This window comes from Paraburkholderia bannensis (assembly GCF_014200455.1).
Lineage (GTDB): Bacteria > Pseudomonadota > Gammaproteobacteria > Burkholderiales > Burkholderiaceae > Paraburkholderia > Paraburkholderia bannensis_A.
Map to the genome: position 1 here is coordinate 1 of NZ_JACHBW010000013.1, position 23739 is coordinate 23739.

The window sequence follows — 23739 nt, forward strand, 5'->3', positions numbered from 1 at the left end:
ATTCACGGCACCTTTATTCTGGGCCTGCCGGGCGAGACGCAGGAAACCATCGCGAAGACCATCGAGTACGCGAAGGAGATCAATCCGCACACGATTCAGGTGTCGCTGGCGGCGCCGTATCCGGGCACCACGCTCTATAAACAGGCCGTGGAAAACGGCTGGATGGAAGAGAACAAGGTCATCAATCTGGTGAGCAAGGAGGGCGTGCAGCTGGCGGCGATCGGTTATCCGCATCTGTCGCGCGAGGAAATCTATCACCACCTCGAACAGTTCTATCGCCAGTTCTATTTCCGCCCGTCGAAGATCTGGGAAATCGTGCGTGAAATGCTCACCAGCTGGGACATGATGAAACGCCGTCTGCGTGAAGGCGTGGAGTTCTTCCGCTTCCTGCGCGCGCACGAGGCATGACGGCGTCCGCGCTGCCCGGCGCTGAAGTTGCAGCCGCACGCGCGCTCATTTTCACCGCCGACGATTTCGGTCTGCACGAGCGCGTGAACGCGGCCGTCGAGCATGCGCATCGCGACGGCGTGCTCAACGCCGCGAGTCTGATGGTGGCCGCGCCCGCGGCCGCCGATGCCGTGGCGCGCGCGCGGCGTCTGCCGAAGCTGCGCGTAGGCCTGCATCTCGTGCTCGCCGACGGCGCGGCGATGCTGCCGCGCGAACGCATTCCCGCGCTGGTCGATGAATCCGGCCGGTTCGGCGACAACATGGTGCGCGACGGCTTTCGCTTCTTTTTTCTGCCGCAGGTGCGCGCCCAGCTCGCGCTGGAGATTCGCGCGCAATTCGAGGCGTTCGCGGCGACCGGTCTCGCGCTCGATCACGTCAATACGCACAAGCATTTCCATCTGCATCCCACGGTGCTTTCGCTGATCCTCTCGATTGGCCGCGAATACGGTTTGCGCGCGATGCGCCTGCCGCTGGAGGCGGGCGCCCCGTTCGCCTTGCGGCCGTGGCTCGCGCTGGTGCGTGCGCGTCTCGCGCGGGCGGGCGTGGCGCACAACGACTACGTGGTCGGTATCGCCTCGACAGGGGCGATGGACGAAGCGGTGCTGCTCGAAGCCATCGCGCAGCTGCCTGAGCGGGGCGTGGGCGAGATCTATTGCCACCCTGCGATTGCGCCGGCGCCGGGCGAAGGGCCGATCACGGCGTCGATGCAGACTTATCGCCACGCCGACGAACTCGACGCGCTGCTTTCCCCGCGCGTGGCCGAAGCGCTCGTGCGCAGCGGCGTGAGTCACGGCGGCTTTACCGATGTGTTCTTCGCATCGCAGGCGCAGGGCGCATCATGAAGTGGCTCAAATGGCTGGGGCTGCCGGTCGGGATCGCGATCCTCATCGGCCTGGTCGTGCATGACGGCGCGCATGATGTGATGCGCGTGATCGGCACGGCAGGGCCAGTGCTGCTCTGGCTCGTGCCGTTCCACGCGCTGCCGCTGCTGCTCGACGCTTACGCCTGGCATCTGCTGCTCGACCGGCGTGCACCCCTGAGCTTCCTCTGGTGGGTCGCCACCGTGCGCGAAGCGATCAACCGCCTGTTGCCCGCCGCGGGCGTGGGCGGCGAGATCGCGGGCGTGCGCCTCGCGCGCTGGAAGGTGCGCGGCCACGACAAGGGCAGCGAAGCGCGCGCCGCGAGCGAGGTGACGGCCTCGGTGATCGTCGAGGTGTTCGTGACGATTGCCGTGCAGTACGCGTTCTCCGCGCTTGGCGTGGTGCTGATCGTTGCGGCGACGGGCCAGTCGGGATCGCTGGGCACCATCGTCACGATCGCGCTTGCGCTGCTGCTGAGCGCGCCCTTGCCCTTGCTCGCCGTCATCCTGCTGCGCCGGGGCGGCGTGTTCCATGCGATCGAGCGCTGGGCGGGGCGTCTGCTGGGCGCGGATCACCCCGTCATGCAGGGCATCGACGGTCAGCGGCTCGATGCCGATCTCGACCGTCTGATGTCGCGCACGGGCTTGATGGTCCGCGCGTTCTTCTGGCAACTGGGCGGCTATATGCTCGGCGCGTTCGAAACCTGGTGGGCGCTGGCGCTGCTTGGCCACCCCGTTACGGTGGGCGACGCGCTCGCCATCGAGGCCATCACCCAGGCGGTGCGGCACGCGGCCTTCATGGTGCCCGCGGGCCTGGGCGTGCAGGAAGTGGCCGTGGTGCTGCTGGCGCAACTCTTCGGTGTGAGCCAGGAGGTGGCCTTTTCGCTGGCGCTCGTCAAACGCATGCGCGAGGTCGTGTTCGGCGTGCTGGCGCTGCTGTCGTGGCAGGCCGCCGAGATCGTCCGTACGCGCCGCTCATTGCGCGATGCGCGCCCCGCCGATGCCCCGAAACAGGCGCAAGCCCACGCAAGCGCGCGAGCGGTCCGCCACGACCGGACCCTTTGAAGGTACATTGTGGGAAGTAAGCACGCGCTGAGGCTCGCAACGATCGTAGCCGGCGTGTGCTCCACACTCCACCCGACGCGCCAGCCGAGCCTTCACGCCATGCCGCCCACGCATCGTTTCACGCGGTCAGCGACCGCCGGAATCGTCCTGCTGGCGGCGCTCACGCTCGGCGGCTGCGACGCCCCGCGGCTCGATTCGATGCTCGACACCCTGCGCCAGGCCTTCAAGATATTCTTCGATTCGGTCAAGCCCGATGTGCTGCTGCTCAAGGGGCTGACGCCGGGCGTCTCCACGCTCGAACAGGTGCGCGCGCAGATGGGCAAGCCCGAGACCGAACGCGTGTTCGACGACGGCTCGCGCCGCCTCGAATATCCGCGCGGTCCACAAGGGCTCAAGACCTGGATGGTCGATATTGGCCCGAACGGGCGGCTCGTCGCGATCACGCAGGCGCTCACGGCGGAGAATTTCGCGAAGGTGCGCATCGGCATGCGCGAGGACGAGGTGCGCAGCCTGCTTGGCAAGCCGGGCCAGATAGCGGCTTACCGGCTCAAGCAGGAGACCGTCTGGAGCTGGAAGTGGCTCGAAGGGGGCGTGACGCCCGAAGCGTATTTCAACGTGCATTTCGGCCCGGACGGGCGCGTCTCGACGACGTCGCGTTCGGACGTGATGCGGGGGCATTGAGGTTGGGTGCAAGTCGTCCGACTCACGCTTGAGTGAACAACTGGATATTGGACGCAGGAGACGCACATGGTGATGCATCGGCGACGTCCCCCGCGCGTGGGGCTCGTGCTCGGCGGCGGCGCGGCGCGCGGCTGGGCGCATATTGGCGCGATCCGCGCGCTGGAAGAGGCCGGCATCAAGCCGGACGTGGTGTGCGGCACCTCGATCGGCGCACTGGTGGGCGCGGTCTACGCGAACGGCGATCTCGACTGGCTGGAGGACTGGGTGGGCAAGCTCACCTGGCATACGGTGGTGCGCCTGCTCGACTTGCGTTTTTCGGGCGGCCTGCTGGGCGGGCGCAAGGTCATCGACCTGTTCGCGCGGCAGTTCAACGGCCGCGCGATCGACGACCTGCGGATGCCGTTTACGGCGGTGGCCACCGAACTCGATACGGGCCGCGAGGTCTGGTTGCGCGAGGGCGGCGTGGTGGACGCGGTGCGCGCCTCGATTGCGATTCCCGGCATCTTCACGCCGATCTGGCATGACGGCGTCTGGCTTGTGGATGGCGGCCTGAGCAATCCGGTGCCGGTTTCGGCGGCGCGCGCGATGCGCGCGGACACCGTGATCGCCATCGATCTCAATCACGACATTCTCAATGGCCGCGACCTGGGCGGCGCCATCGACACGGTGCCGCGCGAGACGCCGGTGGAACCGCCGCGACCCGTCGCGCCGGGCGACCCGGGCGCGGCCAGCCCCGTGCCCGCCGAACCCGCGCCGCTGCTACGCCGCAACGGCAAGCGCTTCCCAAGCTGGCTGCAGCCGGCGGGACCGGCCACGCTCGGCAGCCCGGATGTGCGCGTGGCGCCGCCGCCCAGTACGCGCGTGCCGTCGCTGCTGAGTTCGATTGCGCAAAGCATCGACATCATGCAGGTGCGTATCACGCGCAGCCGCCTGGCGGGCGAGCCGGCCGACGTGCTGATCCAGCCGCGTCTGGGCGGCATGGGGATCTTCGACTTTCATCGCGCGGGACCGGCCATCGCGGAAGGGCGCGCGGCGGTGCAGTACATGCTGCCGGCGATCCGCGCGCAGCTGGGCTTGGAGTGAGGGCGGCGCGTTGACGGCAGCCCGTTAGTTTGCCGCGACCCACACCCAGCCTTGCGCCGAACGCCGCAACGTCGTGACCGAAAGCGGCGCGATTTCGAGCTGGCGGAAAGTGGCTGACGGCGCGCCCAGTGCATGCAGCACTGCCGCGCGGATCACGCTGGCGTGCGTGAAGGCGATGACTGGCGCGTTACCCTGGTTGCCCTGGTTGCCCGCTGCGGGCAGGGCGTCCAGCCACACGCCAACACGCTTGCGCACGTCATCGAACGATTCGCCGCCGCCCGGTGGCCGGAACGACGGATCGTGGGTCCACGCTGCCAGCGCGTCGGGGGTGTTCTGCGCGATGTCGTTGAGCCGGCAACCGGCCCACGCGCCGTAAGCCGTCTGCGCGAGCGCGTTCTCGATCTGGGCCTCGAAACCGGCTGCGCTTGCGCTTGCCCGCGCGACGGGAGCCGGGCTCGTCAGCACGAGCGGAGCATCGCCGCTGCCGGCGATCGACGCCTGCCAGCGTGCCCGCCACGTCTTGACGGCAGCGATGGCGCGCGCATCCAACGTCTCGAAGCCTTCGCGCGAGCCGGCTTCAGCCGCCAGCACGCCCGCGCGCAAATCGGCATTCGCCGCATGGCTGACCAGCCAGACCTTCATTGCCATCCTGTTTCCTTACTTATCGATTCGTCGTGCACTACATCGTCCATTCCATCGTGCATTCCATCTGGACCGTGCCCCGCTGACGCAGCGCGTAGAATACAGGCTCCACGTCACGCGGAAGCCGGTGCAAGCCCGGCACGGTCGCGCCACTGTGACCGATTGTTTTTGCGAGCCAGCTGTCCCGCAACAAGCAACGGAAGTCAGACCTGCGTGCGTGCGCAACCCTCTAACGTTCTCATCGACGACCGATCAACGACTAACGGGGCGCGTAACCCCAGGAGAAGTCAATATGTCCGAAGCCGTCCTCAACACGGTCCATGTGCCGGCCGCCACGCCGGCGCCCATCCCGCTGCGCGAAATCCTGCCCTGGGCGATCTTCGTGGGCCTCATCCTGTTGCTGGCGCTGTATTTCGTCGGTGCGGAACAGGGCGCGACTTCGATCGTTCCGGGCATGTACGTCCACGAATTCGTTCACGACGGCCGGCACCTGCTTGGCTTCCCGTGCCACTGACCGGGAGCTGACATGGTAGGCAAGCTGTTGGTACGCGGCATGCTCGCAGGCATCGCCGCGGGACTGCTCACGTTCTCGTTCGCGAAATTCGCGGGCGAGCCGCAAGTCGATCAGGCCATCTCCTTCGAGGAAAAGGCCGATGGCGCCAGGGGCGAAGCGCCCGAGCCGGAAATCGTCAGCCGCGAAGTGCAGGCGAGCTACGGCCTGTTCACGGGCGTGATGGTCTATGGCGCATCGATCGGCGGTCTCTTTGCGCTGGTGTTCGCCTGTTTGCGCGGCCGCACCGACCCGATCCCGGCGCGTGCGCTCTCCGCCTGGCTCGCACTGGCGGCCTTCGTGTCGATCTACCTGGTGCCGAACATCAAATACCCGGCGAATCCGCCATCGGTCGGCGACCCGGAGACAATTGGCTATCGCACCGGTTTGTTCTTCCTGATGATCGCCATCTCGATCGCCGTCACGGTGTTCTCGCTCAAGGTGCGCGGCGCGCTTGCCGCGAAGTGGGGGCAATGGAATGCGTCGATTGCGGCGCTGGTGCTGTTCGTCGTGGTGATCGCCGCGATCCAGGCCGCGCTGCCGACGATCAACGAAGTGCCGGGCGCGTTCCCCGCCGTGCTGCTGTGGAAGTTCCGCACCGTGGCGATCGGCATGCAGGCGATCCTGTGGAGCGTGGTGGGTCTGCTGTTTGGCGCGCTGGTCGAGCGTCTGGAACGCGCCAGCGTGCGTCCGCGCTCGCTGGCGGCACGCGGCGCCTGAGTTTCCAGGGGTTTCCCGCAAGCGTTTCCGATGCGACCAGGTCCGCGCTTCTATCGAAAAAGCGACCCGAAACTTGCCAAAACCCACTCAACGCCCCGCTAGCCGGGGCGTTGTCTTTGGGGCGTCCTGAGCGGCTTTCAATTTCATCGCGCCCCTGACAGCGCGGGCGCAATGCCCGGCTGGCGTCGAGTCACAGCCGGCAACGCGGCGATGCTGCGCTGCAACATACCAGCCGCAACCGTTTGAGCAATCTTTTTGACCTTGCGACGATCCGCGCCAATCCCCCAAGGCGCGGTGCATGAGCGCCACCCGGGGCAAACCGACAACGACTTTCCGGAGATGCGCGTGATCCTCTACGGCTTTGGCCCGGTGCTGCTGGCCGGCACGATCCAGACGATCGAACTTTCGCTGCTCTCGCTCGGCGTGGCCGTGCTGCTCGGTCTCGCGGGCGCGGCGGCGAAACTCTCGTTCAACCGGCCGCTCGCGGCCATGGCGACCGCTTACACCACGCTGATCCGCTCGGTGCCCGACCTGGTGCTGATGCTGCTGCTGTTCTACAGCATCCAGATCGGCGTGAATGAGGCCACCGACGCGCTCGGCATGGCGCAGATCGATATCGATCCGTTCGTGGCGGGCGTGCTCACGCTCGGCTTCATCTACGGCGCGTATTTCACGGAGACGTTTCGCGGTGCGTTTCTCTCCGTGCCGCGCGGACAACTGGAAGCGGGCTACGCCTACGGCATGAGCGGCGCGCGCGTGTTCGCACGCATCCTGTTCCCGCAGATGATGCGCTTCGCGCTGCCGGGCATCGGCAACAACTGGCAGGTGCTGGTGAAGGCCACGGCGCTGGTCTCGATCATCGGTCTGGCCGATGTCGTGAAAGCCGCCCAGGATGCGGGCCGCAGCACCTTCAACCTGTTCTTCTTCCTGGTGATTGCGGCGGCGATTTATCTCGCGATCACCACTGTTTCGAACTTCGCGCTGATCTGGCTCGAACGCCGCTATTCGGCGGGCGTGCGCCACGCGCAACTCTGAGGACCGCGCCATGAACGAAATCCTCCAGCAATTTGGCCGCGCGTTTCTCTACTGGGACGGCGAGCATGTTTCCGGCCTCGCGATGACGCTCTGGCTGCTCGTGATCTCGGTGGCGTTCGGCTTCGTGTGCGCGGTGCCGCTGGCGGTGGCGCGCGTCTCGAAGCGCCGTTGGGTGTCGATGCCGGTGCGCTTTTACACCTATGTGTTTCGCGGCACGCCGCTCTATGTGCAACTGCTGCTGATCTACACGGGCGTCTACAGTCTCGCCTTCGTGCGCAGCGAGCCGCTGCTCGACGCGTTCTTCCGCAGCGGCCTGAACTGCGCGATTCTCGCCTTCGCGCTCAATACCTGCGCCTACACGACCGAGATTTTCGCGGGCGCGATCCGCGCGACCTCGCACGGCGAAGTGGAAGCGGCGCGCGCCTACGGCATGAGCCCGCGTACGATGTATTGGCGCATCATCCTGCCTTCGGCGCTGCGCCGCGCGCTGCCGCTGTACAGTAACGAAGTGATCCTGATGCTGCATGCCACCACGGTGGCGTTCACGGCCACCGTGCCCGACATCCTCAAGGTCGCGCGCGACGCCAATTCGGCGACCTATCGCTCGTTCGAATCGTTCGGCATCGCGGCGCTGATCTACTGCGGCGTATCGTTCGTGCTGGTCGCCGCCTTCCGCCGCGCCGAAAAGCGCTGGCTCGGTTACCTTACCGTGCGCTCGCGCTAGACCCGGTTGTTTGAATCAAGCCTTATTTTGGAGACCATCTTGCCTCAGACGACGAACAAGACCGCCATCGGCAGTAAGCTGATCGCGCGCGACATCCACAAGCGCTACGGCGATAACGAAGTGCTCAAGGGCGTGTCGCTCGACGCGAAGAAGGGCGACGTCATCAGCATCATCGGCGCGAGCGGCTCGGGCAAGAGCACGTTCCTGCGCTGCATCAATTTCCTCGAAAAGCCCAACGCCGGCGAAATCATCGTGGACGGCGAAACCGTGAGCACCAAGGCGGGCCGCAATGGCGACCTCGACGTGGCCGATCACAAGCAGTTGCAGCGCATCCGCACCAAGCTCGCGATGGTGTTCCAGCATTTCAATCTCTGGTCGCACATGAACGTGATCGAGAACGTAATGGAAGCGCCGCTGCATGTGCTGGGCTTGCCGCGCAAGGAAGCCGAGGATCGCGCGCGCGAGTATCTGGAGAAAGTGGGCCTCGCGCCGCGCGTGGAAAAGCAGTATCCCTCGCACCTGTCGGGCGGCCAGCAGCAGCGCGTGGCGATCGCCCGCGCGCTCGCGATGCATCCGGACGTGATGCTGTTCGACGAGCCCACCTCCGCGCTCGATCCGGAACTGGTGGGCGAGGTGCTCAAGGTGATGCAAAAGCTCGCCGAGGAAGGCCGCACCATGATCGTCGTCACGCACGAAATGGGCTTTGCGCGCAACGTCTCGAATCATGTGATGTTCCTGCACCAGGGGCGCACGGAAGAAGAGGGCGCACCTGCCGATGTGCTGGGCGCGCCGAAAAGCGAGCGCCTGCGCCAGTTCCTGTCGGGCAGTCTCAAGTAAGCTTGCGGCTCACGAAGAAAGTTGTTCTTGCCGATGATTCGCCCCGCAGCCTCCGCTCCCGCTTCCGCTCCATCCATTAGCGCCACGCCGTGCGCGCCCGTCCCTGCATCGTCCGCGCCGGGTGGCGCGTCGCGCGCGCAGCGCACCACCCAGGTGGCGATTGTCGCGCTGCCGCCCGTGTCGATGTCGGGCGTCGGGCCGATCGTCGATGCGCTCAATCTCGCCAACGAGATCGACGGCCGCGCGCTGTATCGCTGGCAGATGGTGTCGTGGAACGGCCGCCCCGTGCCGCTCGCGGGCGGCGCGCAGTGGCCCGCCGATGCCGCGTTCGGCGATGGCCTGGCGTGCGACTGGCTGATCGTCGTCACCGAGCGCTATCAGCAGTTCGCCGACTATCGCCTGTTTCTCGCCAGCCTCGCGCGCGTTGGGCAGCGCACGCCGCTCGTCACCGGCATCCATCACGGCGTCTGGTGGCTGGCGATGGCCGGGCAGTTGCAGGGCTATCGCGTGGCGGTGAACTGGGAAACCTACCAGCAGTTCGCCGAGCAGTTCGAGCGCACCATCGTCACCCAGCATATCTACGAGATCGACCGCGATCGCGCGACCTGCGCGGGCGGCCAGGCCACGCTCGATTTCATGCTGGCGATGATCGGCCGCGAGCACGGCCCGGAGCTGGTCGACCGTATCGCCGACGCGATGGGCGCGAGCACCTTGCGCAGCGGCGACGAGCGCCAGCGCATTCCCTTCGTGACCGCGCCCGGCGAGCGCCATCCGCGCCTGAACGACGCGCTCATGCTGATGGAGGCGAATATCGAGGACCCGCTCACCACCGACGAGATCGCCGGGCACGTGGGCGTCTCGCGCCGTCAGCTGGAGCGCCTGTTCCGGCAATACCTGAACGCGATGCCGTCGAAGTACTACTTGGGCTTGCGTCTGGCGAAAGCGCGTTCGCAACTGCAGCGCACCAGTAAATCGGTGGTGCAGATCAGTCTGGCGTGCGGCTTTTCATCGGCGGCGCATTTTTCCAATGCGTATCGCGAGCGCTTCGGCGTGACGCCGCGCGAGGACCGGCGCAACTGGATCGAGCGCCAGCACGGCGGCGCGGCCGGCGCGGTGCAGGAGCCGCGCGCCGGGGCGCTGGTGGAGCCGCCGGAGCAGAACTAAAAAAACGCGTCGCCCATGCGCAAGACGTTTGCCGCGTGGTTGCCTACACTGCAAGCCATACGTACGCCAACCGTGTGCGCCGCCGCGCACGGTGTACCCCCATCGAGCCATCTCAACGACCTGTCTCGAACCAACGAGGATTCGCCATGAACGACCAGACTGTGAGCCGCCAGACTTTCGACGAAGTGATGGTGCCGTGCTTTTCGCCCGCGCCGTTCGTCCCCGATCGCGGCGAAGGCTCGCGCGTGTGGGATACCGCGGGCCGCGACTATATCGACTTCGCCTGCGGCATCGCTGTGACGTCGCTCGGCCACGCGCATCCGGAACTGCTCAAAGTGCTGCACGAGCAGGGCAGCAAACTCTGGCACATCGGCAACGGCTACACCAACGAGCCGGTGCTGCGTCTGGCGAAAAAGCTCGAATCGCTGAGCTTCGCCGACCGCGCGTTCTTCGCCAATTCCGGCGCGGAAGCCAACGAAGCCGCGCTCAAGCTCGCGCGCCGCGTCGCCTTCGACCGTCACGGCGAGCAGAAAGCCGAAATCGTCTCGTTCACCCAATCGTTCCACGGCCGCACCTTCTTCACCGTGAGCGTGGGCGGCCAGCCCAAGTACTCCGAAGGTTTCGGCCCGATTCCGCAAGGCATCATCCATCTGCCGTACAACGACATCGAAGCCGCGAAGCGCGCCATTGGCCCGCAAACCTGCGCCGTGATCGTCGAGCCGGTGCAGGGCGAGGGCGGCGTGATTCCCGCCGATCCGGACTTCCTCAAAGCGCTGCGCGAAGCCTGCGACGCGCATGGCGCGCTGCTGATTTTCGACGAAGTGCAAACCGGCGTGGGCCGCACCGGCACCTTCTACGCTTATGAAGACACGGGCGTCACGCCCGACATCCTCACCACCGCCAAGGCGCTGGGCAACGGTTTCCCGATCGGCGCGATGCTCACGACCGAAGCGCTCGCCGCGCATTTCAAGGTGGGCGTGCACGGCACGACCTACGGCGGCAATCCGCTGGGCGCGGCGATCGCGCACAAGGTGGTGGAGCTGATCAGCGATCCGGCCGTGCTGGCGGGCGTGCGTACGCGCGGCGAAGCGATCCGCGCGAAGCTCGCGGCGCTCAACGAACGTTTCGACGTGTTCAACGAAGTGCGCGGCAAGGGCCTCTTGATCGGCGCGCAGCTCAATGCGCGTTTTGCGGGCCGCGCCAAGGACTTCAATGCGGCAGCGGCGAATCACGGCGTGATGATGCTGATCGCCGGTCCCGACGTGCTGCGCTTCGCGCCGTCGCTCATCATGCCCGAAGCGGACCTGAACGAGGGCTTCGCGCGCCTCGAAAAGGCCTTCGAAGACGTGGCTGGCGCGCGCTAAGCCGCGCGCTTCATTCCAGAAACCAGGACCGACGATGCTATTCGTTCGCCCCGCAAGGCTCTCCGATCTCGATGCGATCGCCCATATGGCGCGCACCGCCCAGCCCGTGCTGCATTCGCTGCCGCACGACCGCGCGGCGCTGGAGGCGCGCATCGCGCTGTCCGAAGACTCGTTTCGCGCCGATGTCGATTTTCCGGGCGAGGAGTTCTATCTCTTCGTGCTCGAAGATTCGGCCACGGGCAAGCTGGTCGGCACGTCCAGCATCGTCGCGGCAGCAGGTTATGCGGAGCCGTTCTACGCGTTTCGCAACGACGCGCTGATCCACGCCTCGCGCGAGCTGCATGTGAACCGCAAGATCCATGCGCTCACCATGTCGCACGAGCTGACGGGCAAGAGCCGCCTCGCGGGCTTCTATATCGATCCCGCGCTGCGCGGCGATGCGGCCGCGCACCTGATGTCGCGCGCGCGCATGATGTACGTGGCGATGAACCGCCGCCGCTTTACGCCCGAGGTGTTTTCGCTGCTGCTCGGTGTGACCGACGATGCGGGCGTGTCGCCGTTCTGGGAAGCGGTGGGGCGCAAGTTCTTCGGGCGCGATTTCAAGGACATCGAAATGGCCTCGGGCGGCAGAAGCCGTACCTTTATCGCCGAGGTGATGCCTGCTTATCCGATCTACGTGCCGCTGTTGCCGGAAGACGCGCAACGCGTGCTGGGCGAACCGGATCCGAGCACTTTGCTCGCCTACGAGATCCATCTGGAAGAGGGCTTCGAGACGGACCGCTACGTCGATATTTTCGACGCGGGCCCGGTGCTCACCGCGCAGGTGGATCGCACCGCGTCGGTGGCGGGCAACCAGACGCGCACCGTGCGCGAGAGCGCCAATGCAGTCGATGGCTCGGCGTGGCTGGTCGCCAGCCAGCAGGGCGGCGAATTCCGCTGCGCGCTGGCGACGCTGCCCGCAACGCCGCTGAATGTGTCGCATCGCGGCGCGCATGCGGTGCCGCTTGACGCGCCGCTCGACGCCGCCACGCGCGCCGCGCTCAACGTTCAGGACGGCGAGGCGGTACGCTGCGCGCCGCTTTATCGTCCGGATGAAGACGGACAGGACAACGAGGATGCATCGATGGGAGAGGCGCAATGATCGTAGTACGCGTCGTGCAGACGGGCGATGTGGATGCGCTCGTCGCGCTCGCCCAGGAAACCGGCCCCGGCCTCACCACCTTCAAGCCTGATCGGGATGCGCTCGCCGCGCGCATCGAGCGCACCCGCCGCACGCTGGCGGGCGAGGCGAGCGCCGCCGAAGCGGGCTACTTCTTCGTGATGGAAGACACGGCGACGGGCGACGTGGCGGGCGTGTGCGGCATCGAAACGGCGGTTGGCCTCACGCAACCGTTCTACAACTACCGCGTGAGCACGGTAGTGCATGCGAGCCAGGATCTGGGCATCTGGACGCGCATGCGCGCGCTCAACATCTCGCACGACCTCACCGGTTACGCCGAAGTGTGCTCGCTGTTCCTCTCGCCGCGCTATCGCACGGGCGGCATGGGCGGGTTGCTGTCGCGCTCGCGCTTCATGTTTATCGCGCAGTTTCGCGAGCGGTTTCCGGAGCGTATCTGCGCGGAGCTGCGCGGCCATTTCGATGCCGAAGGCACCTCGCCGTTCTGGCGCGCGGTCGGTTCGCACTTCTATCAGATCGACTTCAATGCCGCCGATTATCTGAGCGCGCATGGCCGCAAGTCCTTCCTCGCCGAGCTGATGCCGCGCTATCCCGTCTACGTCGAGCTGCTGCCGGAAGAAGCGCAGGCCTGCGTGGGCCTCACGCACGCGGACACGGTGCCCGCGCGCCGCATGCTCGAAGGCGAAGGGCTGCGCTACGAGAATCACGTCGATATCTTCGATGCGGGCCCGGTGCTCGAATGCCATATCGCCGATTTGCGCACGGTGCGCGAGAGCGTGCTGGTGCCGGTGCGTATTGGCGACGTAACTGCGGGTGAAGCAGCGGTGGAAGGCAACACGCGCTCGCTGGTGTCGAACACCTCGCTCACCGATTTCCGCGTGGGCTTCGCGCCGGGCGTGGTGCAGGACGGCGCGTTCACGCTGGGCGCGCAGGAAGCGGCGGCGCTGAACGTGAAGGAAGGCGAACAGGTGCGCGTGCTGGGCGCGTCGCACGCAGCACGGTAAAGAAAAAAGGATGACCATGAACGAGCTTTTCATCGATGGCCAATGGTGCGCGGCAAGCGGTCCTGCATTCGCTTCGCGCAATCCCGGCACCAACGAAACCGTGTGGAGCGGCAACGCCGCCAATGCCGAGGACGTGGACCGCGCCGTCAACGCCGCGCGCCGCGCGTTCCCTGCGTGGGCGCAGACGCCTTTCGAGACGCGCTGCGAGATCGTCAAGCGCTTTGCTGCGCTGGTGAACGAGCGCAAGGAAGACCTCGCGCGCGCGATTGGCCGCGAGACCGGCAAGCCGCTCTGGGAAGCGCGCACCGAAGCGGCGTCGATGGCCGCCAAGGTCGCCATCTCGATCACGGCCTACGGCGAGCGCACCGGTGAAAAGCGCAGCGATATGGCCGACGGCGTGGCCGTGCTGCGTCATCGCCCGCATGGCGTGGTGGCCGTGTTCGGTCCGTACAATTTCCCCGGCCATCTGCCCAACGGCCATATCGTGCCCGCGCTGATCGCCGGTAACGCGGTGGTGTTCAAGCCGTCCGAACTTGCGCCAGACGTTGCGCGCGCAACGGTCGAGATCTGGAAGGACGCGGGCCTGCCTGCGGGCGTGCTCAATCTCGTGCAGGGCGAGCGCGACACCGGCATTGCGCTGGCGAACCATCGCCAGATCGACGGCCTGTTCTTCACGGGCAGCTCGGATACCGGCACGCTGCTGCATCGGCAGTTCGGCGGGCGTCCCGAGATCGTGCTGGCGCTGGAGATGGGTGGCAACAATCCGCTGGTGGTCGCGCCGGTCGAGGATCTCGACGCCGCCGTGCATCACGCGATCCAGTCGGCGTTTCTGTCGGCGGGGCAACGTTGCACCTGCGCGCGCCGCATTCTGGTGCCGTCGGGCGAATTCGGCGATCGCTTTATCGAGCGCTTTGTCGAGGTGTCCTCACGAATCGCCGTGGGCGAATACAACGACGATCCGCAGCCCTTCATGGGCGCGGTGATCTCGGCGCGCGCGGCCGCCAAGCTGATTGACGCGCAAACGCTGCTGCTCTCGCGCGGTGCGAAGGCGTTGCTGCCGATGCAGCAGCGCGATCCTGAACTCGGCTTCGTCACGCCCGGCATTCTGGACGTGACCGGCGTGGCCGATCTGCCTGATGAGGAGCACTTCGGGCCGCTCGCGCAGATCATCCGCTACGCCGGTTTCGACGATGCCATCGCTCAGGCGAACAACACGGCCTACGGTTTGTCGGCGGGCCTGCTCGCCGACGATGCGGCGCTCTGGCAGCGTTTTTCGCGCGAGATCCGCGCGGGCATCGTCAACTGGAACCGGCCGACCAACGGCGCGTCGAGCGGCGCGCCCTTCGGCGGGCCGGGCCGCTCGGGCAATCACCGCCCCAGCGCGTTTTATGCCGCCGACTACTGCGCGTGGCCGATGGCCTCGGTGGAAAGCGCACAACTGCAGATGCCCGCGAGCGTTTCGCCGGGCCTTCAATTCTGAGGATCGACGATGAGCAATACCGCCAAGCTGGCCGCCACGGCGCTCGAAGCCAATTTCGACGGTCTGGTCGGCCCCACGCATAACTACGCCGGGCTGTCGTTCGGCAACGTCGCTTCGCAGAACAACGAGAAGTCGGTGGCCAATCCGCGCGCCGCGGCGCAGCAGGGTCTGCGCAAGATGAAGCGCCTCGCCGATCTGGGCTTTGCGCAGGGCGTGCTGCCGCCGCAGGAGCGCCCGTCGATTCGCCTGCTGCGCGAACTCGGCTTCACGGGCAAGGATGGCGAGGCCATCGCGCGTGCCGCGAAAGATGCACCCGAACTGCTGGCCGCGGCCAGTTCCGCCTCGGCGATGTGGACCGCCAATGCGGCGACCGTGAGCCCCTCGGCGGACACGCCCGAGCGCCGCGTGCACTTCACGCCGGCCAATCTGTGCAGCAAGCTGCATCGCGCGATCGAACACGAATACACGCGCCGCACGCTCGGCGCGATCTTCGCCGATCCCTCGCATTTCGTGGTGCACGACGCGCTGCCGGGCACGCCCGCGCTCGGCGACGAAGGCGCGGCCAATCACACGCGCTTTTGCGCGGAATACGGCGTGCGCGGCGTGGAATTCTTCGTCTATGGTCGCAGCGAATATCGCCGTGGGCCGGAGCCGAAGCGCTTTCCGGCGCGTCAGACCTTCGAGGCGAGCCGCGCGGTCGCACAACGCCACGGCCTGAACGAAGCCGATACGGTGTTCGCGCAACAAAGCCCGGACGTGATCGATGCGGGCGTGTTCCATAACGACGTGATCGCCGTCGGCAATCGCACCACGCTGTTCTGCCACGAACGCGCGTTTGTCGATCAGCAGACGGTCTATGAGGAACTGCGTAGCAAGCTGGGGGCGCATGGCACGCCGTTCAACGTGATCGAGGTGCCCGACGCCCAGGTGAGCGTTGCCGACGCGGTCTCGTCGTATCTGTTCAACAGCCAGTTGCTCAGCGCCGCGGACGGCAAGCAGGTGCTGGTGGTGCCGCAGGAATGCCGTGAAAACCCGCACGTGGCGATGTATCTGGACGACCTGACTGCAAGGAGCGGTCCGATCGACGAGGTGCTGGTGTTCGACCTGCGCGAGAGCATGAAGAATGGCGGCGGCCCGGCCTGCCTGCGTCTGCGCGTGGTGCTCGACGAAGCCGAACGCGCGGCCGTCGCGCCCGGCGTGTGGATGAACGACACGCTGTTCGCGCGCCTCGACGCGTGGATCGAAAAGCATTATCGCGATCGCCTCGCGCCGCAGGATCTTACCGATCCGGCGCTGCTGGTGGAGTCGCGTACGGCGCTCGACGAACTCACGCAGATTCTCGGCCTGGGCTCGCTCTATGACTTCCAGCGCTGAAGTCGTGCTGGGCGATTTTCTCGGCGCGACGCTGGGCGGCTGGCGTCCCACCGATCAGACGCAGGGTGTTTGCGCGAACGGTGCGGTGCGCTGGCAGTCGCTCGACGAAGGCGTGTTGCTGCTGGAACCCGCGCGTATCGATGTGACGACGCGCAGCGTGCTGCTCTCCGCAGGCGTGCATGGCGACGAGACCGCGCCGATCGAACTGCTTTCGAAGATAGTCGCCGATATCGCCGCTGGTCGTCTGGCGCTGGCTTGCCGCGTGCTCGTCGTGCTGGGCAACGTCAACGCCATGCGTGTGGCGAAGCGCTATGAAGACGACGATCTCAACCGGCTGTTCGGCGGCCGTCACGCGCGGGTGCCGCACAGCCGCGAAGCGCCGCGCGCCGTCGCGCTCGAAGCGGCGGCCCAGCGCTTTTTCGCCGTTGCGTCCACCACGCCGGGCGCGCGCTGGCATCTGGACATGCACACCGCGATTCGCGCGTCGGCGTTCGAGCAGTTCGCGCTTTTGCCCTATACGGGCGGCGCACCGACGCGGGCGATGTTCGACTGGCTCGCCGATGCGCGTATCGCGGCGGTACTGATCCATACGGAGAAGGGCGCGACCTATTCGTCCTTTACCGCCGACCATTGCGGCGCGACCGCCTGCACGCTGGAGCTGGGCAAGGTGCGGCCGTTCGGCGAGAACGATCTTGCGCGTTTCGCGCATGCCGACGCCGCGGTGCGCCGGCTGGTTGCGGGCGTAACGAACGGCGCAGAGGCCGTCATGCCCCGGGTGTTCACCGTGATCGGCCAGATCACGAAGCAAAGCGACGCCTTCGCGCTGCACGTAGCGGCCGATGTGCCGAACTTCACGCCGTTCGCGCGCGACACCGTACTGGCCGAGGACGGCGATTATCGCTACGTGGTGACGCACGACGAGGAACGCATCGTCTTTCCGAATCCGACGGTCAAGCCTGGCCTTCGCGCGGGTCTGCTGGTGGTCGAGACCACCGATGAAACGCTTGCCGCGCTCGTATAAACCGGCATAAACGCACCGCCCACTTGCGCAGCCACGACACCCAATTGCAACTTCGCGCGTGGGCTCTTTGGCGGGCGCGGCCTGCGGGCACGGTACAATCGCGCCCCTGCGGTTGCTGCGGCGCATCAGAAACGATGCGATCGTTTGAGCCGCATTTTTGGCGCAGCGATCCTGTGCCGCGCCCCGCATATCGACGGAGCGCACCGTATTTCGACTGGATAGAGACACTGATGAACATGAACTGGAACAAGCTGGCCACCTTCGCGCTCTGCACGGCCGTCACCTTCGGCGCGGGCGCGTCGCTCGCGCAAGCGGCCGATCTCAAGGAAATCCGCTTCGGCGTCGAGGCGTCGTATGCGCCGTTCGAATCGAAGTCGCCCAGCGGCGAGCTGCAAGGCTTCGATATCGACGTGGGCAACGCCGTCTGCGCGAAGCTCAAGGTGAAGTGCGTGTGGGTGGAAAACTCGTTTGACGGCCTGATCCCGGCGCTGCAGGCGCGTAAGTTCAACGCCATCAACTCGGACATGAGCATCACGGATCAGCGCCGCCTGGCGATCGACTTCACCGATCCGATCTACGCGATCCCCAACCAGATGATCGCGAAGAAGGGCAGCCCGCTGCTGCCGACGCCGGAATCGCTCAAGGGCAAGCATGTGGGCGTGCTCCAGGGCACGATCCAGGAAACCTACGCGAAGGCCAAATGGGCGCCGGCTGGCGTCGACGTCGTGCCTTATCAGACCCAGGACCAGATCTACGCGGATCTCGTCTCGGGCCGTCTGGACGCTGCGTTCCAGGACGCCGAAGCGGCTTCGAAGGGCTTCCTGAACAAGCCGCAGGGCGCGGGCTTCGCATTCGCCGGCCCGGAGGTGGTCGACGTAAAGCTGCTCGGCGAAGGCGTGGGCTACGGCGTGCGCAAGAACGACGCGGCGCTGAAGGCCGCGCTCAACGGCGCGCTCAAGGAGCTGAAGGCCGACGGCACGATCGACAAGATCGCCGCCAAGTACTTCGACGTGAAGGTCGTGCTGAAGTAAGCAGGCAACGCTGACCAGGCAGCCTGAAGCACGCGATACCGGCCGGTGAGAACTGGCCGGTATTTTTTACATGGTTCATTATTCGGCATCCTGATTAATGCCGTGAAAAGGTCCGTATCGATGCGCCTTTCCGTTTAAGAGCCAGGCGGAAATTTCGTCGAATTGAGTGTTTGCTTCATATGCCGGACGGATCCGCCAGGATAGAATTGGTAAGTTAGAGAAGAGTCGTGTGCGCAGCGATTCGCCTGAAAACAAGGCCGAAAGCGCACGTGCGACGAGCAAGAACGAGTCGACAAGACCCGCCACACGAGACACCACACGACCTTGGCGCCGCCTCAGGCACGGCGCCTCGCGGGGGACACCATGAGCTTCAGTGCCGTAGACCGACCGGGCATGTCGGGCGTCGAAGGCGATCAGTCATCCAGCGGTCCGTTGGCCGATCCCTGGCAGGTTTATTTCGCGCGTCAGCCCATGCTCGATCGCGATGGCATGCTGTGCGCGTACGAAACGCTGCCGCGTGTCGTACGCATCGCGGTGCAAGAGGAAGTGGACCCGCAGGCGAGCGCTGGCCGCGCGCTGATCAAGGGGTTCGCGACGCCGGCTTTGCGCGCTTCGCTGAGCCATCACCCGGCCTGGCTCGATGTGACGCGCGAGGCGCTGTTCGACGACACCCTGCTGCGCCTCGCTCCCGATGGCGTGATGCTCGAATTGCCGGTCGGCATCGGCGCAGACCCGGATCTGATCGCGCGACTCGTCGTCTTGCACAAGAAGCGCTATCGCTTCGCGCTCGACAACGTCACCAAGGCCGACGAATCGTTCGCGAAGCTGCTGCCCTATGTGGACGCGATCAAGATCGATACGCAGGATATCGCGCCCGCGCTGTTGCCGAAGTTCGCGAGCGTCCTCAAGTCGGCGGGCAAGATTCTGGTCGCCCTCAACGTGGAGTCGCCGCAGGCGCACGATCGCGCCCACGCGCTGGGCTTCGATCGCTTCCAGGGCTATTACTTCGCGAAACATCAGGGCGGCTCGCGTCGCGCGAGCGCGCCGCGTCAGGCGCTACTGAACCTGCTGCAACTGCTTGCCGCCGAACCCACGGTGATGCAGCTCGAAGCGGAACTCAAGCTCAATCCCGTTCTGGTGATGCACCTGATGCGTCTTGCCAATTCGAGCAGCTACGCGCTGGGCCGCAAGGTCACGACGCTGCGCGAGGCGATCAACGCGACAGGCACCAACCGCATCGCACGCTGGACGCAACTGCTGCTTTACGCCGATGGCCGCAAGGTCAAGCTCGAAGACGATCCGCTGCTGCAACTGGCGGCCACGCGGGCGCGCTTCATGGAGCTGGCCACGGCGATCCTGCCCGAGGCGGGGCCGAGCGAAGAAGACGCGGCGTTTCTGGTCGGCGTGTTTTCGTTTGTCGACGCGGTGTTTGGCGGCGCGATCGATGACGCGCTGGAAGTACTGCGCCTGCCCAAGCCGATTCGCGCGGCCATTACCCACCGCGAAGGCGTGCTGGGACGTCTGCTCGATGTAATCGAGGCGCTGGAGCAGGGCGACTGGGCAGCCGTCGATATGGCCTGCGCGAGTCTCGCGCCGCTCGACGCGGGCGCGGTGGCGGCGCTTACGCTCACGTCGGCGGAGTGGGCCGGCATGGCCGACCGCAACGCCGAAGCGCAAGGGCTGGAACGGATCGAGGATTGAAGTGCGAGGTTTGAGCGCCAGGGCCTGAAGTGCGTTCAGGCCCTGGCGAAGGCGCTCATGTGCGCTCATGTGCGCTCATCAGGCCTTGGCGGGATGCGCCGCGAAGAAGCGCGCAAGTTCGTGAGCGAGTTCGTTGAGTGCGCTCATTTCCTTCTGCGAGATGCGGCGCGGTTCCTGGCTCATCAGCCAGTCGCCGTAGACCAGCGCCACCGGCGCATCGCCCGGCACCGCCACCGGCAACAACACGAAGGCGCGCGTATCGTCGAAGCGCGCGCGATACCAGCCCGGCAGACGCGCGAGCATCTTCGGGTCGCGCGCATTCTCGATGAAGATGCCCACGGAATTCGCGATCGCCAGATGAAACACATCGGGCTGGAATGCCGCGCTGAACGACAGCTTTTCCAGACCGTCGTCCATCTGCGGACCAAAGCCGCGCTGCGCCTCGAACATGTTCGCGCCGCGTCGCACGAACACCACCGTGCGCGCGAAGCCTAAACCGGCCAGCACGGTTTCGGTGGCCAGCGTGAGCGCCGTGTTCAGCGAGCTGTCGGGTGGCAGCGAGCGCAGATCTTTCACGCCCGCGGTAATGCGCGCCTCGGGATCGAGCGCCTCGCGCGCCATCGCGTCGGCGTTGGCGCGCAGCTCGACGATCTCGCGCATCACGCCATCGTCGGCTTCTTCGCGCGCGAGCGCCAGACTCATCTGCACCAGCGTTTCCGGATCGGCCAGGAGCGCGCGGCCATAGAAGTGGGCGAGGTCGGTGATGTGCTCTTCGCGCGCCTCTTCGGTCAGGCCCGGCGTGGTCAGCACGCGCGCGACTTCGGTCGAATAGTTGGTGATGGCGCGCAGCCATTGCACATTGCGCGGTTCGGTGCCGGCCGGATCGAATTCGCCCATGCCTTCGCGGATCGCTTCGGGCAGACGCCAGCGCGAGGCCGCGTCCTGGCCGATCTCGGCGAAGGTCACGCCCAGCACGTCGATGCAGGCTTCGTCTTCGTCCACGCCGTTATCGCATTCGCGGCGGATCTGATCCCATTCGGGTTCGAGATAGAACACCACCAGCAGCTTGCCGACCTGACGCATCAGCGTGCAGACCACGGCCTCTTCACCGGCGCGCAGGTCGCCGCGCTCGGTGAGCTTGCGCGCGACGAAGCCCGACAGCATGGTGCGGTTGAGTTCGAGCTTGGCGTCGATGCGGCGCGGCGCGCTGTGATGGAAGTGATCGACGATCTTGAGGCCCACCACGAGATGGCCGACCGCGTCCATGCCGAGCACCATCAAGGCGCGCGTCACGGTGGTGATATTGCCGCCGAAGGCCATGTACATCGCCGAGTTGGCCAGACGCAGCACCTTCTGAGTCAGCGCGAAGTCCGACAGCACCACCTTCACGAGCGCGCTGAAGTCGTAGTCGTCGTTCGTCATGGCGGCGACCGTGGTGCGCAGCGATTGCGACAGCATGGGGAAGTCCCCGCGCTCGTTCATGCGAGCCCAGAGCCGGTCGAGCAGGACAGCCTTTACCATCTGAACCATGTCTATTTCGCTAATGCCCTGCGTGTATCGATATCGGTGTCGGCATCAGTGCACGCGATGGACGTGCAGGGAGCGCGACTCGAAACGCTGCGAGAGTTCCTCGGAGGGCAACGCCTTGCAGACGAGCCATCCCTGGATGTGGTCACAGCCCATCTTCGTGAGCAATTCGCGCTGCTCCTCGGTCTCGACGCCTTCAGCGACGAGTTCGAGTTCCAGCGTGCGCGCAAGGCCCACCACGGCGTTGACGATCGCCTGATCGTTACGCGAAGTGAGCAGATTCTCGACGAAGCTGCGGTCGATCTTCAGTTTCGAAAGCGGAAAGCGCTGCAGGTAAGCAAGACTCGAATACCCCGTGCCGAAGTCGTCCACCGCAAAGCGGATGCCCAGACCCGTGAGTTCTTCGAGCAGCTTCACCGCGTGCTGCGGGTCCTGCATCAGCAGGCTTTCGGTAATTTCGAAGACAAGCCGGCGCGGATCGAGCCCGGTGAGCTGGATCGCCTCCTGAACGCTGTCCTTGAAACGCGGATTACGGAACTGCTGCGGCGAAACGTTGACGGCGATGTACTGCAAGGCGATGCCTTGCTCGTCCCATTGCGTCAATTGCATGCAGGCCGCTTTCAAAACCCAGTTGCCGAGATAATTAATCAGGCCGACGGATTCCGCAAGCGGAATAAACGTTGAAGGCGGCACGAGACCGTGCAATGGATGTTGCCAGCGGATCAGCGCTTCGACTCCCACCACCCCGCGCGTCGCGCTGCTGGTGATGGGCTGGAAGTGCAGGGAGAACTCGCCGTTGCGCACGCCATCGTAGAGATCGGACTCAAGCTTGAGCAGCAACGCATCGGTCGGATCGTTGTCGGGTACATGCAACATCAGCGTGTTGCCGCCCGCCGCCTTGGCCGTCTGCAGCGCCTGGTCGGCGCGGCGGATCAGCGGCGTGGTGTCGGGGTGGCCGTCCGCCGGCGCGTCGGTGGTGGCGACTTCTGCGCCCGTGGCTGGCGCTGCCGCCGACTGAATGCGCTGATCGGGATGAAAGGCGATGCCGATGCTGGCCGACAGGTGCACGGGCTGGTCGCGGAACGTGTACGGCTGCAGCACCGAGGTGAGCAGACGGCGTGCGAGCGCTTCGGCGGCCACGCGGATGTCGCCCGGTTCGCCGCGCAGTTGCGGCGTGATCAGAATCGCGAATTCGTCGCTGCCGATGCGTGCGATCAGTTCGCCTTGCAGCGCGAGATGGCTCAGACGGCGCGCGGTCTCGCGCAGCAACTCGTCGCCGGCGTCGTAGCCGAGCGCGCGGTTCACGCGCTGATAGTCATCGAGGTCGAGCAGCAGCAGGGCGACCGGCACGCCATGCGCATCGGCTTCGGCCTGGGCGCGTTCGAGCGCGGGCCCAAGCGCGGCCTGGTTGGGCAGGCCCGTGAGCGGATCGTGATGCAGCGCGTGCATGAGGCGCGCCTGGGCGCCTTGCCAGGCCGACACATCGAAGCCCGCAATCGCAAAACCGTCCATGCCGGCGTAGGAGGCGCGCTGCACGCGCAGCTCCACGGCCATCGGATAGGTGAGGGCCTTGATGAGGTCGACGGTGGTTTTCTCGACGCCGCCGCTTTCCAGCGCGCGCACGAAGAGGGCATCGAGACGCGCGAGATGTTCGGGCGCGACGAGGTCATGCAGCGTGGCGCCGAGCAGGAACTCGCGGTGATAGCCGGCAAAACGCAGGCTCGCGTCGGAGACGTAGAGAAAGCGCAGATTGCGGTCCACGTGCACGAGGAAGTCGACCGCTGCGGCGGTCTGCTCGAACGAGCGCGAGATGGCGTCGGAATGCGGAACCGGCAGATGCGGCGCAGGCGCGCCGCCGCCATCGGCAGCGTTGGGCGCATGGACTGATTTCGCAAACGCGGCCCTGTCGGCGGCGGGCACGAGCGGTGCGCCGCTCGCTGCTGCAAGCGCGGCGCCGCTCGTGCCACCACGGCCGGCGCGCGCCCGCAGGCGGTCTATGACCGTGCGTAGCCAGCCCGGGCGGGGCGCGGTGATCCTGTTCGCTTCCATGTGTATCGCTGGCAACCTGTGTGCTAGTCGGCGTGTATGCGTGGTTCGTGTCAGTCGCGCGGCGTGCGGCCACCGGCATGACACGCCCCATCAAGCCAAGTTATCGACCGCCCGGACAAAATCTTTAGTGGCTGCGCAGAAAAAACGGCCAGATGGCCCCGTCATCGCCAGGCACGATGCCAGCGCGCGCAGATTCAGTTAAAG

General features: G+C 66.0%; 21 protein-coding genes, 1 pseudogene and 1 riboswitch. Of the genes and pseudogenes, 19 read left to right on the top strand and 3 right to left on the bottom strand.

Annotated features, from left to right (window positions below; translation table 11 throughout):
* The 5 genes and pseudogenes from F4827_RS21365 to F4827_RS21385 form a co-directional block, all read left to right on the top strand.
* Positions 1-408 (top strand): annotated as a pseudogene (locus F4827_RS21365) (hopanoid biosynthesis associated radical SAM protein HpnJ); the annotation flags it as partial.
* Entirely contained in the window at positions 405-1289 is an 885-nt protein-coding gene (gene hpnK, locus F4827_RS21370) for a hopanoid biosynthesis-associated protein HpnK (protein ID WP_183726836.1), read from the top strand. The pseudogene F4827_RS21365 and the gene hpnK, both read left to right, overlap by 4 nt.
* Positions 1283-2371 carry a lysylphosphatidylglycerol synthase domain-containing protein gene (locus F4827_RS21375; RefSeq protein WP_183727252.1) on the top strand — a complete coding sequence of 363 codons (1089 nt, stop codon included), beginning with the start codon at positions 1283-1285 and terminating at the stop codon, positions 2369-2371. The genes hpnK and F4827_RS21375 overlap by 7 nt, the downstream gene beginning before the upstream one ends.
* Positions 2372-2470: 99 nt before the next feature.
* A complete protein-coding gene (locus F4827_RS21380) occupies positions 2471-3052 on the top strand; it encodes a hypothetical protein (protein ID WP_183726838.1) in 582 nt (193 codons plus the stop codon).
* Positions 3053-3121: 69 nt separating this feature from the next.
* Positions 3122-4135 (top strand): patatin-like phospholipase family protein, encoded by a 1014-nt coding sequence (locus F4827_RS21385; protein WP_183727254.1) that lies wholly within the window; start codon positions 3122-3124, stop codon positions 4133-4135.
* Between the two features lie 24 nt (positions 4136-4159).
* On the opposite strand, the gene F4827_RS21390 is transcribed toward F4827_RS21385, so the two are convergent.
* Complete coding sequence (locus F4827_RS21390; protein WP_183726840.1) at positions 4160-4783, bottom strand: histidine phosphatase family protein; 624 nt, start codon at positions 4781-4783, stop codon at positions 4160-4162.
* 69 nt (positions 4784-4852) lie between these two features.
* A riboswitch (cobalamin riboswitch) is annotated at positions 4853-5009 on the top strand.
* A gap of 60 nt (positions 5010-5069) precedes the next feature.
* On the opposite strand from F4827_RS21390, the gene F4827_RS21395 reads away from it, so the two are divergent.
* The 14 genes from F4827_RS21395 (at position 5070) to F4827_RS21460 (ending at position 19959) form a co-directional block, all read left to right on the top strand.
* Complete coding sequence (locus tag F4827_RS21395) at positions 5070-5291, top strand: CbtB-domain containing protein (protein ID WP_183726842.1); 222 nt, start codon at positions 5070-5072, stop codon at positions 5289-5291.
* Positions 5292-5303: 12 nt separating this feature from the next.
* Positions 5304-6047, top strand: coding sequence for a CbtA family protein (locus F4827_RS21400; protein WP_183726844.1), 744 nt, complete (start codon positions 5304-5306; stop codon positions 6045-6047).
* Between the two features lie 345 nt (positions 6048-6392).
* On the top strand, positions 6393-7082 hold the full coding sequence (locus tag F4827_RS21405) for an ABC transporter permease (RefSeq protein WP_183727256.1): 690 nt from the start codon (positions 6393-6395) through the stop codon (positions 7080-7082).
* 10 nt (positions 7083-7092) lie between these two features.
* The gene (locus tag F4827_RS21410; RefSeq protein ID WP_183726847.1) at positions 7093-7806 is read left to right on the top strand and encodes an ABC transporter permease; all 714 of its coding nucleotides are present in this window, start codon (positions 7093-7095) and stop codon (positions 7804-7806) included.
* A 39-nt stretch (positions 7807-7845) separates the two neighbouring features.
* On the top strand, positions 7846-8643 hold the full coding sequence (locus F4827_RS21415) for an ABC transporter ATP-binding protein (protein WP_311674062.1): 798 nt from the start codon (positions 7846-7848) through the stop codon (positions 8641-8643).
* A gap of 183 nt (positions 8644-8826) precedes the next feature.
* Positions 8827-9807, top strand: a complete 981-nt coding sequence (locus F4827_RS21420) for a GlxA family transcriptional regulator (protein WP_233178495.1) — start codon at positions 8827-8829, stop codon at positions 9805-9807.
* Positions 9808-9953: 146 nt separating this feature from the next.
* The gene (locus tag F4827_RS21425) at positions 9954-11171 is read left to right on the top strand and encodes an aspartate aminotransferase family protein (RefSeq protein WP_183726849.1); all 1218 of its coding nucleotides are present in this window, start codon (positions 9954-9956) and stop codon (positions 11169-11171) included.
* 34 nt (positions 11172-11205) lie between these two features.
* Positions 11206-12312 carry an arginine/ornithine succinyltransferase subunit alpha gene (aruF, locus tag F4827_RS21430; protein ID WP_183726851.1) on the top strand — a complete coding sequence of 369 codons (1107 nt, stop codon included), beginning with the start codon at positions 11206-11208 and terminating at the stop codon, positions 12310-12312.
* On the top strand, positions 12309-13352 hold the full coding sequence (gene astA / locus F4827_RS21435) for an arginine N-succinyltransferase (protein ID WP_183726853.1): 1044 nt from the start codon (positions 12309-12311) through the stop codon (positions 13350-13352). Before aruF ends, astA begins: the two co-directional genes overlap by 4 nt.
* A gap of 16 nt (positions 13353-13368) precedes the next feature.
* The gene (gene astD, locus F4827_RS21440; protein WP_183726856.1) at positions 13369-14832 is read left to right on the top strand and encodes a succinylglutamate-semialdehyde dehydrogenase; all 1464 of its coding nucleotides are present in this window, start codon (positions 13369-13371) and stop codon (positions 14830-14832) included.
* 9 nt (positions 14833-14841) lie between these two features.
* Positions 14842-16206 (top strand): N-succinylarginine dihydrolase, encoded by a 1365-nt coding sequence (gene astB / locus F4827_RS21445; RefSeq protein ID WP_183726858.1) that lies wholly within the window; start codon positions 14842-14844, stop codon positions 16204-16206.
* Entirely contained in the window at positions 16190-17227 is a 1038-nt protein-coding gene (astE, locus tag F4827_RS21450; RefSeq protein ID WP_183726860.1) for a succinylglutamate desuccinylase, read from the top strand. Before astB ends, astE begins: the two co-directional genes overlap by 17 nt.
* A gap of 230 nt (positions 17228-17457) precedes the next feature.
* Positions 17458-18258 carry an ABC transporter substrate-binding protein gene (locus tag F4827_RS21455; protein WP_183726862.1) on the top strand — a complete coding sequence of 267 codons (801 nt, stop codon included), beginning with the start codon at positions 17458-17460 and terminating at the stop codon, positions 18256-18258.
* Between the two features lie 363 nt (positions 18259-18621).
* Positions 18622-19959: an EAL and HDOD domain-containing protein gene (locus tag F4827_RS21460; protein WP_183726864.1), complete on the top strand. Its 1338-nt coding sequence runs from the start codon at positions 18622-18624 to the stop codon at positions 19957-19959.
* A 78-nt stretch (positions 19960-20037) separates the two neighbouring features.
* Here F4827_RS21460 and F4827_RS21465 read toward each other — a convergent pair whose 3' ends face one another.
* Both F4827_RS21465 and F4827_RS21470 read right to left on the bottom strand, forming a co-directional pair.
* Positions 20038-21480 (bottom strand): HDOD domain-containing protein, encoded by a 1443-nt coding sequence (locus F4827_RS21465; RefSeq protein WP_183727262.1) that lies wholly within the window; start codon positions 21478-21480, stop codon positions 20038-20040.
* 54 nt (positions 21481-21534) lie between these two features.
* Positions 21535-23535: a bifunctional diguanylate cyclase/phosphodiesterase gene (locus tag F4827_RS21470; protein WP_183726866.1), complete on the bottom strand. Its 2001-nt coding sequence runs from the start codon at positions 23533-23535 to the stop codon at positions 21535-21537.
* Positions 23536-23739: the final 204 nt, after the last annotated feature.